Here is a 12,892-nt window from a genome sequence, read left to right as displayed (position 1 = left end):
GCACTATCAAAAAGCCCGAGCAACTGTGACCGGATCCCAGCTTCACCTAGACGCTATGGCGAAGGCCTCGTAGGGGCTGAGTTCAATGGTCTCGTTGATCTTGTGCACCGGTTCATAGTTGCAAATGAGACATTCTCCGTTCATCCCGAGCTCCGATGGCAAACTCAGCCCAATGTGCCGCGGGGTGAAATTAGCGATGACAATCATCCGTGTCCTGTCGAATGTACGGGTATAGACGAAGACATCAGGATGTTGGTCGAGCCAGGATCGGTATTCCCCGTAGACGATGACAGGGCAGGTCTTCCGGAGCGCGATCAGTTTGCGATAGTGGTTCCAGATCGACTTCTCGTCTCCGATGGCCGCTTCGGCGTTGACCTTCGGATAATTGGGATTGACCTCGATCCAGGGTACGCCGGTCGAAAAACCGCCATAGGGGGCCGCACTCCATTGCATCGGTGTGCGGGCGTTATCGCGACCGTTCTCGTTTGCTCCGCGAATAAACTCTTCTGGGGAAAGGCCGGCCTCCACGTGCAGCCTGTGCATGTTGAGGGTTTCGATGTCCCGGTACTGATCGATGGAGGTGAAGGGGACGTTTGTCATTCCGATTTCCTCGCCCTGATAGACGAAGGGCGTGCCTTTCAGCAGATGCAGCACGGTGGCCAGCATCTTGGCCGACTCGATATGATAGCCGGTCACGTCGCCGTAGCGGGAGACGGCGCGCGGCAGATCGTGATTGCCCCAGAAGAGCGAATTCCACCCGTCTTCCGATAGAGCAAGCTGCCATTTGCTCAGGACGGTCTTGAGATTCACAAGGTCGAACGGTTTCGGGCGCCATTTGCCATAGACCGCGTCCCATTGCTGGGTGACGTGCTCGAACTGGAAGATCATCGAGAGTTCTTGGCGGTCGCGTCCGGAATAGAGGAGGGCTGCACCGGGAGTGGCGCTCCAGGCTTCGCCGACCGTCAGGATATCGCGGCTGCCAAAGGTCTTGGCATTCATCTCCTGCAGATAGTCGTGCAGATGCGGTCCGTCCTTTATAAGCTCCTGGTCCACCTGCTTGCCGATATAATCAATGACATCCATGCGAAAGCCGGCAATGCCTCGCTCAAGCCACCAGTTCATCATGTCATAGATTTCCGCCCGCACCCTTTCGTTCTCCCAGTTGAGATCCGGCTGGCGGCGAGAAAACATATGCAGGTAATATTCGCCTGTTGCCGGGTCGAGCGTCCAGGCCGGTCCGCCGAAGGAGGACTTCAGGCCGTTCGGCGGTCCTCCGTCCGGCGCAGGTTTGCGCCAGATGTAGAAGTCGCGGAATGGGTTGTCCGAACCGTGACGGGATTGAAGAAACCACGGATGCTCGTCCGATGTGTGGTTGACGACGAGGTCGAGCATGATGCCGATTTCTCGGTCTTTCGCCTCAGCCACCAGCCGGTCGAAATCTTGGAGCGTGCCAAACTCGGGGGCAATGTCCCGGTAGTCCGATATGTCATAACCATTGTCGTCCATCGGCGACTTGTAGATCGGCGACAGCCAGATGATGTCGATCCCGAGCTTTTTCAGGTAGTCGAGCTTTGAGGTGATGCCGGGGATATCGCCAATGCCGTCTCCGTTGGAATCGCAAAAGCTGCGCGGATAGACCTGGTATACAGTTGCGGTATGCCACCATTTCGGTTGGAGAGGTGATCGCTCGGGACCTGCCAGCGGTGTCGTGGAGTAATCCATCGGAGGCTTCCTATCTGTTGGGGATATCGGGAAAACACTGGTGATGTCTGCAGGTTCCACCGGGCCAGACCTTCCTTCCGCATCCCCCGGCATCCTTGGACTTGGCGCAATCCGAGGAACCCCCTCCTTCCGGGACCGTTAGAAGGGGTGGCAACAGAGATTATCGGGAGACCGTCGCGGTGCCGAACCGAAGCAGCAGCTGGTATGAGGAGGCGGTGATCTACAGCATCGATGTCGAGAAATTCGCCGATGGCAATGGTGACGGCATTGGCGACTTCGCGGGCCTGACGGAAAAGCTGGCCTACCTTTCGGAACTCGGAATTACCTGCATCTGGCTACTGCCGTTTTATCGCAGTCCGGATCGCGACAATGGTTATGACGTCAGCGATTTCTATTCGATCAATCCAAAGGTGGGAACGCTTGACGATTTCCTGACATTTCTGCACGGTGCCGGTGAGCATGGCATTCGGGTGATCATGGACCTCGTCGTCAATCATACATCCGATCAGCATCCCTGGTTCCAGGCCGCTAGGCGGGATGACGAGACGCGCTACCGCAGTTATTATGTCTGGAGCCCCGATCCTGCACCTGTCGCTTCAGGGGCCAAATCGATTTTTCCGGGCGAAGTGGACAGCCTCTGGACCTATGATGAGGTGGCGAGGGCCTATTATTTCCATAGCTTCTACGAGTTTCAGCCCGAATTGAACGCTGCAAATCCGCAGGTGCGCGAAGAAATATTGCGCATCGTCGATTACTGGATCGCATTCGGCGTCAGCGGGTTCAGGCTGGACGCCGCCCCGCTCATCATCGCCGATAAAGGACTTGAGCATGCCAATCCTCGCGATCCCCACGGCATCCTGAGGCAGATCGGCAGCTATCTGCAAAGCAGGCGATCGGGTGGTGTGCTCCTCGGAGAAGTCAATCTTCCGCCGGAAGCTTCCGACGCCTTTTTTGGCGAAGGAGACCAACTCCAGCTTCTGCTCAACTTCATGCTTGCCTGCTATCTCTTCGCAGGCCTCGCTGGGGAAGACGCGGCCTCGATCAATCAGGGACTGAGCCTGCTTCCGGAGCCACCGCCCGGTTGCGCATGGGTTAATTTCCTGCGCAATCTCGATGAGCTCGATTTTTCCCGAGTTCCCGCGGATTTGAAGAAGAACGTCTTCGACGCCTTCGCTTCGAAGGAAGAAATGCAGGCATTCGGCCGCGGCATCCGCCGTCGCGTTGCGCCCATGTTGGGCGGCGACCAACGACGGACGGAACTCGCCTTCAGCATCATCTTTTCTCTGAGCGGGCCGCCGCTTATCGTCTACGGCGACGAGATCGGTATCGGCGAGGACCTTTCCCAGCCCGGACGCAATGCAGTGAGGGTACCGATGCAATGGTCGGCGGAGAGGAATGCCGGTTTCTCCAGTGCCGACGCCGGAAAACTGTGTCAGCCGATCGTCTCGGACGGGCCGTTTTCCTACAAGAAAGTCAATGTTGTCGACCAATTCAATGATCCTAATTCCCTGTTGAACAAGATCAGGCGTTTTATTTCTCTTCGCAGGAATCAGCCGATCTTCACAAAAGGGCGGCTGGTGAGATTGAGCGCCGAGGATCCGGCTGTTTTGGTCCACGGCTTTGAAGACGCCGGGTCGCTTCTGCTGCTCGTCCACAACCTCGCTCGCCGGCGTATTAAGACGGAAATCAATTTTGGCGGAATGCAGCCTCGGAAGTTCCGAGATCTGATCGGCGAGGTGGAGTACGCAGGCGCCATCCAACCACGCCTGCAACTCGAGCCCCATGCCTACCACTGGTTTATTTCCGAGGGCAACGGATCATGACGCTCATCGGCTATCACGCGTCCCATGAACAATTTTCGCCAAGCGAGCTCCTCGGATATGTGCAGGCTGCGGAGGCTGCAGGTTTCGGCGCCGTGATGTCGTCCGATCACCTGACGCCATGGAGTGAGAGGCAGGGTCAGTCGGGCTTTGCTTGGGCCTGGTTAGGGGCCGCGCTCCAGGCCACGCAATCTATTCCCTTCGGTATCATCACAGTCCCTATGGGCTGGCGTTATCATCCGGCGATTACCGCACAGGCTGGTGCGACGATTGCAGAGATGTTTTCGGGCCGGTTGCCGTGGATAGCGGTGGGCAGCGGGCAGGCCATGAATGAACATGTCATCGGCGAACGCTGGCCCTCCAAGGCAGAACGAAATGAACGGTTGCTGGCTGCGGTCGAGATCATGAGGGACTTGTGGTCGGGGAAGCTGGTCAGTCGGACAGAACCCATCAAAGTCGATCAGGGCCGCGTCCATACTCTCCCTGATGAGATCCCGCGCATTGTTGCCGGCGCTCTTTCGCCAGAAACGGCCGAGTGGGCGGGAGGCTGGGCGGATGCGCTTATCACCATCAACCAGCCGACCGGCAAGCTCGACAAAGTCGTCGAAGCCTTCCGGCGCGGCGGCGGGAGGCAAAAGCCGCTCTACTTGCAAACACATATTTCCTATGCCGGCTCCGAAGAGGAAGCTAGGGCTAATGCCTTCGACCAGTGGCGCAGCAACGCGATTTCCGCTGCAATCTCGGAAACGCTTCGTTTGCCGGAGGAGTTCGATGAGGCATGTCTGAAGGTGCGGCCTGAAGATATGGACCAGCATGTGCGCATCTCGGCCGATCCACGACAGCATGTCGAGTGGTTGAAAGCCGATGTCGCGATGGGATTTGACGAAATCTATATTCACAATGTCGGGCGCAATCAGCGCGAGTTCATCGAAGTTTTTGGTCGAGAGGTACTAAGCTCATTCAGGACTGATGCGCCGGTCAATCCATGCGATCTTTCAACGGGAGATGGCTTCAAGGGCAGTCCAGATATCAGTTGATGAGGAGCGAATGCGGCTGGCCGTCGCAATTGCCCGCACTGTCGGGAACATGCTGCTCCAAAGAACAGCGAACTCCAAGCCGAAGTGCGCTACCGAGTGCGCTACCGCACAGAAACAAGTCTCTCCAGACGACGTTCGGTCTTACGGTAGTCAGGAGGATGCGTGCCACACGACAAACAAATATCGGCGATTGCCACCGCGATTGAACGCCGGCAGGCCGTTTTGTTCGTTGGTGCAGGAATATCGATGAACGTCGGCCTGCCCTCATGGAGCTGTCTCATCGATCATATGCTGATGGATCTCGGCCTGCCTTCGTCGTTCGCCGCCACGCACGGCGCAACCTATCAGGAAATTGCCGAATATTACCGTTTGAAGCACGGCTCGTTGTCTCATTTGGTCGAATGGATGAAACGCGAGTGGCAGATCTTGCCTGAGCAACTTGAGAACTCCGAGCTGCATAGGCTCATCGTCGAATTGGACTTTCCTCTCGTGTACACCACAAATTACGATGCAAATCTCGAAATCTCCTATGAGGCGTTCGGGCGGCCATTCACACGGATTACAAGCGCGAAAGATATGGCGACCGCGCCAGTCGGCGAAACTCAAATCGTCAAATACCACGGCGACTTCTCCGATCCGGACACACTGGTGCTGACAGAGTCGGATTACTTCGATCGCCTATCGTTTGACGCTCCTTTGGACATAAAATTCAGGAGCGATGCCTTCGCCTCGACATTGCTGTTTGTCGGCTACAGCATGTCCGATCTGAACATTCGCTTTTTGCTCCATCACCTGTGGTCGACATGGCGGCGGACCGGACTAGACCGACACCGGCCGCCGCTATTTCTCTTCATGCACGAGCCGACCGAGGTTCAGGTGCATGTTCTGAAGAGGTGGGGCGTTACGTCCTCAGCGGCGATGGCGAGAGTTCAGGCGACTCCCTCTCTCATTTTCTCGAACGTCTGCTTCAACGACGAAAATCGAATGCCGGCAGTTAAGTGCTAGGGTCCCCGGCTCGCAAGATGCCGGCTTGCCAGTCCTCAATTGGCATTGCTGAGACGTTTTGCCGGTTCTGGAGTTTAAAGGGGGCGACGACCAGAGCAATATCCCCGTTCAATACCCAACGCTTCCAAAAATCATATGGGCGGCGTCCACTGCCACCGTAGGCGGCATCTTCACTTGACCAAGAGAGATGCCATTGGTGAGCTTCCGGCGGCGCAAAAAGCGGATCCGGCAGACTATCGATCACGAGGTCATTGCCGAAGTTGATCAACAATATTCTTTCGTCCGACGGCTTCTCCGCGAAGAACCTCAGGAGGAAGGCGGAGCTGGACAAAACATTACCGTCCATTTGGCCGTCACGAGCGCAAGCTTGGCGAGAAAATGCCTTGTTCGTCTGACGAAGATTCAGCAGGTCGCGATGAAGCAGCACGACTGCCGCGTTTCTCTCCCATTCGGCCCAATCGAGCTTCACCTTCTCAAACGTCGTGCGAGCACACGGATCCGCCATCTGTCTGATGAGCTCTTCATCCCTCAGGTTCGGGAATTGGCTGAGGAAACTGCGCCGCCCCTGCCGGACCATGTCGGCGATTTCTCCAGCGTGATCTGCGAAATAATAAAACGGAGAAGAGGCACCAAATTCCTGTCCCTGAAAGAGCATGGGCGTCTGCGGCCCCAGCAGTTGCAGCGCCGTCATGGCCCGAAGACGGGCTGGCGATGTTAGGTGGCCGATCCTGGCGCCCGTGCCGGAATTGGCGACTTGGTCGTGATTCTGGAGGAAGTGCACGAAATTCCACGGCTTGAGGTCGAGCCCAGCCGTTCCGCGCGGTTTATCCTGCCAATCATATCGCTGCCCCTGAAACAGGCAGCCATATTTGGCGGCAGAAACGAGTTCCTGGGCCGTACCGCGGTGATCATGATAATAGGCTTCGTTGCGGCCGGTCAGCGCCACTGTCGCGGAGCGGTGGAAATCATCGTTCCATAAGGCGTTCAGCCCATGCCCTCCCGCGCTCTCCGGCCGCACCATTTCGCTTTGCTGCGGCTCATTTTCGCTCACGAGATAGATCTGCCGCTGTCCCGCTGCTGCTCGAGCTTCCCTAGCAATGACCGTGACGATGTGTTCGTGGCTTGAGTCGAACAACGCCTGCGTTGCATCGATACGCAGTCCATCGAAATGGAATTCGTCGATCCAGTAGGCCGCGTTCTTTGCTATATATTCCCGAACACCGTGGCTGTTCGGACCGTCGAAGTTGATCGCCTTGCCCCATTCGTTCGAGTACCGCTCCGTGAAATAGTCGGGCGTGAATTCAGAAAACCGCTCGCCGATACCGAAGTGGTTGTAGACCACGTCGAGGATCACCCCGATGCCGATCCGGTGGGCTTCGTCGACGAAAGCGCGCACATCATCCGGTGTTCCATAGAGCCGCGTCGGAGCATAGAGCAATGTTCCGTCGTAGCCCCAGCCGAATTCGCCTTCAAACTCATTGATGGGCATTACTTCCAGGCAGTTGATGCCGAGTGCGCGAAGTCTTTCCAGCTTTTCCCGGGCTGCCGCAAAGGTACCTTCCCTTGTGAAGGTGCCGATGTGCATCTCGTAGAGAGCAGCTCCGAAGGCGGGCATTCCTTGCCAGTCGTAATCACTCCACTGATACCGCGCCGGATCTACGACGACTGATGGCCCCGATGGACCATCTGGCTGAAAACGCGAGGCAGGATCGGCAAGAAGATCATCCGCGTCTCCAAAGTGAAACTGGTATCGCGTTCCTACATCCAAACCGGGCAGATACAGGCAGAAGTAGCCGCCGTCCTCCGCCGTCATCTTATGTTCGGAATTTCCCTCGATCACGAGGAAACAGCGTTCTCTGGCAGGGGCCCATACTCGGAACGAAACGCCGCCGGCATCAACCTCCGCTCCGATCGGGGAGCGTCGGCTCCAACTGCGAGGCTTCGATTTCGACTCTTCGCTGCTTGAGTGGTCGTGCATGGCTCTCTCGTGGAATCGCCTGCGCTAACTTCGGCAGCCTTATGATGTTCCCGTAATCGCCTTTCGCCAGCTTTCGGGCCCATCCATCAAGCCCGAAACTTGCATTTGCGGTGCAGCGCAATGCCGCGGACCGAGCTTGCCCGTGGCGTTGAAGCTCCATCACTCCGCCGCCTGGCGCGCCATTGGGTTGTTCGGATGCGTGGTCCAGTTGGCATAGTTGGGGTCGACAACCCGGCCGGTGCGTTTGTCGAGGGCGCCGGCGGGAAGCTGCTCCATGGTGATGCAGTTCTCAACCGGACAGACGCTGACGCAGAGATTGCAGCCGACGCATTCCTCATCCATCACCTCGAAATGGCGAGCGCCATCGACGAAGTTGGTGATCGCCTGGTGCGAGGTGTCCTCGCAGGCGATGTAGCAGCGGCCGCATTTGATGCAGGCGTCCTGATCGATCTTGGCCTTGGCGATGTAGTTGAGGTTCAGATACTGCCAGTCGGTGACGTTGGGCACGGCGCGGCCGGTAATGTCGTCGAGGCTGCGGTGGCCTTTTTCGTCCATCCAGTCGGAGAGGCCGGTGATCATCTCCTGGACGATCTTGAAGCCGTAAGTCATCGCCGCGGTGCAGACCTGGACGTTGCCGGCGCCGAGCACGAGGAATTCGGCAGCGTCCCGCCAGGTGGTGATGCCGCCGATGCCCGAGATCGGCAGGCCATAGGTTTCGGGATCGCGGGCGATCTCGGCCACCATGTTGAGCGCGATCGGCTTTACCGCCGGGCCGCAATAACCACCATGGCTGCCCTTGCCGCCGACCGTCGGGTTAGGGGCGAAGTTGTCGAGATCGACGGAGACGATCGAATTGATCGTGTTGATCAGCGAGACGGCATCGGTGCCGCCGGCCTTGGCGGCGCGGGCGGGGCGGCGGACATCGGTGACGTTGGGCGTGAGCTTGGTGATGACGGGCATGCGGGTGTACTGCTTGCACCAGCGCACGACCATCTCGATATATTCCGGCACCTGACCGACCGCGGAACCCATGCCGCGCTCCGACATGCCGTGCGGACAGCCGAAATTGAGCTCGATGCCGTCGGCGCCGGTTTCTTCGACCAAGGGCAGGATCGCCTTCCAGGCCTCTTCCTCGCAAGGTACCATGATCGAGGCGATCAGTGCCCGGTCCGGCCAGTTCATCTTCACCTGCTTCATTTCGCGCAGGTTGGTGTAGAGGTCGCGGTCGGTGATGAGCTCGATATTGTTCATACCGAGCAGGCGGCGGTCGGCGGCCCAGATCGCGCCGTAGCGCGGGCCGTTGACGTTGACGACGGGCGGGCCTTCCTCGCCCAGCGTCTTCCAGACCACGCCGCCCCAGCCGGCCTTGAAGGCGCGCTCGACATTGTAGGCCTTGTCGGTCGGCGGCGCCGACGCCAGCCAGAACGGGTTCGGGGACTTGATGCCGACGAAATTATTACGGAGATCAGCCATTATTCATTCTCCCCTTTAGGCAACCGCGACAGCCGGAGCGGCTGCTGCGGTGAGGGCACGATGGATGGATTCAGCCGCATCGCGACCGTGGGCGACGGCGGAAACGGTGAGATCGTCGCCGCCGAAGACGCAGTCGCCGCCGGCCCAGACGCCGTCAAGCGAGGTATGGCCTTCGCCATCGACAGCGATGCGGCCGGATTCCATGCGCAGCGAACCGAGACCAGAGGCGTCAAAGCTCTGGCCGATCGCCTTGAAGATCTGGTCGGCGGCAATCACACCGGTCTCGCCGGTGCCGACGAGACGGCCATCGAGGATTTTGGTATATTCCACTTCGATCGCGGCGACTTTGCCGTCCTGCGACAGGATCGATTTCGGCGCCAGCCAGTGGCGGATGATGACGCCCTTGGAGCTTGCCAGATCCTGTTCGAATTCGGAGGCGTTCATGTGCTCCTTGCCGCGGCGGTAACAGATCGTCACCTCCTCGGCACCGAGCAGCTTTGCCTGCACGGCGGCGTCGATCGCCGTCATGCCGCCGCCAAGGACGACGACGCGGCGGCCGATGGCGATTTTGCTTTTGTCTTCGGCTTGGCGGAGTGCGGCGATGAAATCGACGGCGTCGTCGACGCCTGCAAGGTTTTCGCCCTCGATGCGTAGCGCGTTAACGCCGGCAAGGCCGATACCGAGGAAGACGCCGTCATATTGCGCCTGCAGATCGGAAAGTAAAAAATCGCGGCCGAGACACTGGCCATGCCGAACCTCGATACCGCCGATCGAAAGGACGTAATCGACTTCCTTCTGGGCGAAGTCGTCGACGGTCTTGTAAGTGGCGATACCGTATTCGTTGAGACCGCCGGATTTTTCCCTGGCATCATAGATGACGACGGAATGGCCATTCACGGCCAGGCGATGGGCGGCGGCAAGGCCGGCCGGGCCGGCGCCGACAACGGCGATCGTCTTTCCGGTCGGCTCGGCCCTGGCATAGAATTGCTTGTCGGCCTGCATGGCGGCATCGGTGGCATAACGCTGCAGGCGGCCGATCTCGACCGGCCGCTCTTCAGCCGTGTTGCGCACACAGGCCTGTTCACAGAGTTCTTCGGTGGGACAGACGCGGGCGCACATGCCGCCGAGGATGTTCTGGTCGAAGATCGTCTTTGCCGAGCCGATCGGATTGCCGGTCGAAATCTGGCGGATGAACAGCGGAATGTCGATCGAGGTGGGACAGGCCGTCATGCATGGCGCGTCATAACAGAAATAACAGCGGTCAGCGGCGACCAGCGCCTCATGATTATCGAGGCGCGGATGAAGATCGGAAAAATTAGCCTCATACTCGGCGGGCGAAAGCCGGCCGGGATGAATCCCGGTTTCCAGTCGTTCCATTGAAGTTCCCTCATTATTGGTAAACGGCCTGTGAGGGAAAGCGTAACTCAGGTTTAAAAATTTATCAAACGGTAAAATTTTGACGATTTTCCCTTGCTGACTCGCAAGTAATCCTCTGTTTTTGCTGAGAAAATTTATTCGACCTAAATCGGTGAAACGGCTGAGCGCGTGATGAGGGAAGGGCATCCGAAAAAAGATTCAAAAAAGTCGAATTTTTTTTCGGATGGCAGGGAACCAAAGTTTGAGGTCGTCGTTATTGCGATATCCGGATGGTGATCGCATCGACCCAACATGCGCGCCCCCAACCCACTATCCGGACGTACTCACGGTCCCCTCCCGGTGAGTGAAGACAGCTGGTGCGCCGCCCTCGCACCAGCTGTTTTTCGTTCTCGGCTGTCTCCAGGGCTTTTCACACCCGCTTGAAGATCTCGAATTCGGTTTCCGGAATGGTCAGACGGTACTCGATGCGGCCGGGAACGAGGTTCAACTCCGCTTTGCCATTGACCGATGAAGGCACGACACGCTCCAGCACAGTGCGGCCGAAGCTGTTGTCGCTGAATTCGTGGACTTCCGACTGATCATGCAGAACTTCCGCCCAGGCAACTTCGATCGCCCTCCTGTCGTTGATCATGGCTTCGCGGCAATTCAGCGTGATGGAGGCGGCGCCGCCTGATATTGCGCCGAAGGAGGCGGAATTGACGATGAGTTCGTGGAGGGCGAGCCCGAGGTGCACGGCGGCATTCGGTGTCAGATGAGCGTTGATGCCATAGATCGGCATGGAGCCGGCCGTCTCCGGCCAATAGGGGGCGAATTGCTTTTCGGCGAGTTCGAAGAGGTAGGCGCCGCGCCAGCTCGAATCAGTGATCAGGTCCTGCGAATTGGAAAGCGATTGCAGCCGTCCGCGGAACTTGAGGAGGAAGCTGTCGAGAGAGAGCGTGTTGCGCGCCGTCTGCGTGGCAATGCCCTGGATGATGGCCAGAAGGTTCTTCGAGCGGTGTGAGAGCTCGCGCAGCAGCGATTTCAGAACTTTTTCCCGATGCCGGCTTTCGGTGACTTCAGTCATGACGGACAGAAGTCCATGTGCACTGCGTTCGCCGGTGCGCTGGATCTTCAGTTCATAAGTGCGCCTTTCGCCGTCGACATCGATTTCGACTTCGGCATTGTTGGGAATGCCGGTTTCCAGGACCTTGTGTTTCAGCGCTGTCAGATATCGCCCATGGGCCTCGCCGAAAAGGGCGGCGTCGCTGCCGCCGGGCATAAAGAGCGCCGCGAAATGCGGCGGCAGATTTTCGACGTAGAAGATCGACAGTCGAGCATCCTGGCAGAGGATCGAAACCCCGGCGCTGCCGAGCGCGCGCTCCATCATTGCGGCTTTGCCTTCGAAGGTAAAAGGCATGCCGGACAATGGTTCAGTCGTATTCACTCGGCCGCCTTTCCTTGTGACATCTTGACCGTCGCTGAAGGGAGCGCCCTTCCATACAGCGCCTGCCAACTCTAGAACAAAGCGCTGCAAAAACCGTTAAAGCCATCGGAGCGTCCCGGTAGCACCGGAACGCCTGTTTTGGCGATTTGGTTCCGAAAGCCGGAAAATTACGTCTCAGGCGGCCACTCTGGTCGATTCATTGAAGAAAAGAGCCTGGCTGATCAGTGCCTTGACCATGTCCGGATTGAAGGGCTTGGTGACAAGGAAAGTCGGTTCCGGGCGCTCGCCGGTCAGAAGGCGTTCCGGGAAAGCGGTGATGAAGATCACCGGCACGCTCGACGTCTTGAGGATGTCGTTGACTGCGTCGATACCGGAGCTGCCGTCGGCAAGCTGAATGTCGGCCAGCACCATGCTCGGCTTGGTCTTATTGTAGAGCGCCACGGCCTCGGCATGCGTACGGGCAATGCCGGTGACGCGATGGCCGAGGCTCTCGACCATCTGCTCGATATCCATGGCGATCAGCGGTTCGTCCTCGATGATCATGATATCGGTTGCGACCTGACGGGAAATCTCCTGCGACGCTACGTCGAGCAGCTGCACGACATCCTGCTCCTCGGTTTCCAGGATTTCGGCAATTTCAGCGACGCGGAAATTCTCCACGGAGGCGAGCAGGAAGGCCTGACGGGCGCGCGGCGAAACCTTGGAAAGGTTCAGCGTGGCGCGTTGCTCCCAGGCATAGGGCGAGGTCGGCTCCGGAATCTGGACTGCGGTGGAACCAAACAGTTGCGTGAACAGTTTGTAGAGTGCGACCCGGTCATTCGCCGTATCCGGGAAAATCGACAGATCGGCGATGATGGCTTCGAGAACGGCGGCGACGTAAGCGTCGCCCGAAGTCTGAGTGCCGGTAAGGGCGCGGGAATAGCGGCGCAGATAAGGAAGGTGCGGCGCAATTCGAGTAGAAAGTGTCATTAATGGCTCCTGAATGCAGACCGGCATTGGCTTCAATGAGCGGTTAACGCTGCCTTCATAAAAAAGTTCCGGAATGACAGGAACTTTT

At 58.1% G+C, this 12,892-nt stretch carries 8 protein-coding genes and 1 pseudogene; 3 read left to right on the top strand and 6 right to left on the bottom strand.

Translation table 11 applies throughout. The features are described 5' to 3' along the window. Positions 1-42: 42 nt before the first annotated feature. The gene (locus N2A41_RS16635) at positions 43-1,722 is read right to left on the bottom strand and encodes a glycoside hydrolase family 13 protein (protein WP_170262114.1); all 1,680 of its coding nucleotides are present in this window, start codon (positions 1,720-1,722) and stop codon (positions 43-45) included. Between the two features lie 179 nt (positions 1,723-1,901). Between N2A41_RS16635 and N2A41_RS16630 the strand changes: the two genes are divergently transcribed. The 3 genes and pseudogenes from N2A41_RS16630 to N2A41_RS16620 all read left to right on the top strand — a co-directional run bounded on the left by N2A41_RS16630 (position 1,902) and on the right by N2A41_RS16620 (position 5,577). Beyond that, positions 1,902-3,545: an alpha-amylase family protein gene (locus N2A41_RS16630; protein ID WP_260109265.1), complete on the top strand. Its 1,644-nt coding sequence runs from the start codon at positions 1,902-1,904 to the stop codon at positions 3,543-3,545. Beyond that, a complete protein-coding gene (locus N2A41_RS16625) occupies positions 3,542-4,579 on the top strand; it encodes a TIGR03885 family FMN-dependent LLM class oxidoreductase (RefSeq protein ID WP_260109264.1) in 1,038 nt (345 codons plus the stop codon). Before N2A41_RS16630 ends, N2A41_RS16625 begins: the two co-directional genes overlap by 4 nt. Positions 4,580-4,741: 162 nt before the next feature. Then, positions 4,742-5,577 (top strand): annotated as a pseudogene (locus N2A41_RS16620) (SIR2 family protein). Here the strand turns inward: N2A41_RS16620 and treZ are convergent. The 5 genes from treZ to N2A41_RS16595 form a co-directional block, all read right to left on the bottom strand. Beyond that, positions 5,574-7,562, bottom strand: a complete 1,989-nt coding sequence (treZ, locus tag N2A41_RS16615) for a malto-oligosyltrehalose trehalohydrolase (protein ID WP_260109263.1) — start codon at positions 7,560-7,562, stop codon at positions 5,574-5,576. The pseudogene N2A41_RS16620 and the gene treZ sit on opposite strands and share 4 nt — an antisense overlap. Before the next feature lie 159 nt (positions 7,563-7,721). Then, positions 7,722-9,035 carry an NAD-dependent dihydropyrimidine dehydrogenase subunit PreA gene (preA, locus tag N2A41_RS16610; RefSeq protein ID WP_260109262.1) on the bottom strand — a complete coding sequence of 438 codons (1,314 nt, stop codon included), beginning with the start codon at positions 9,033-9,035 and terminating at the stop codon, positions 7,722-7,724. A gap of 15 nt (positions 9,036-9,050) precedes the next feature. Next, positions 9,051-10,412, bottom strand: coding sequence for an NAD(P)-dependent oxidoreductase (locus N2A41_RS16605; protein WP_260109261.1), 1,362 nt, complete (start codon positions 10,410-10,412; stop codon positions 9,051-9,053). Positions 10,413-10,821: 409 nt separating this feature from the next. Then, positions 10,822-11,817 carry a sensor histidine kinase gene (locus tag N2A41_RS16600; protein ID WP_017965792.1) on the bottom strand — a complete coding sequence of 332 codons (996 nt, stop codon included), beginning with the start codon at positions 11,815-11,817 and terminating at the stop codon, positions 10,822-10,824. A gap of 192 nt (positions 11,818-12,009) precedes the next feature. After that, complete coding sequence (locus N2A41_RS16595) at positions 12,010-12,804, bottom strand: response regulator (protein WP_017965791.1); 795 nt, start codon at positions 12,802-12,804, stop codon at positions 12,010-12,012. Positions 12,805-12,892 lie beyond the last annotated feature (88 nt).

Origin of the sequence: Rhizobium sp. SRDI969, from assembly GCF_025152725.1 — a bacterium.
GTDB classification, from domain to species: Bacteria; Pseudomonadota; Alphaproteobacteria; order Rhizobiales; family Rhizobiaceae; genus Rhizobium; species Rhizobium leguminosarum_I.
Note: the sequence above shows the minus strand (reverse complement) of the source record. Positions and strands in the feature narration are given on the sequence as shown.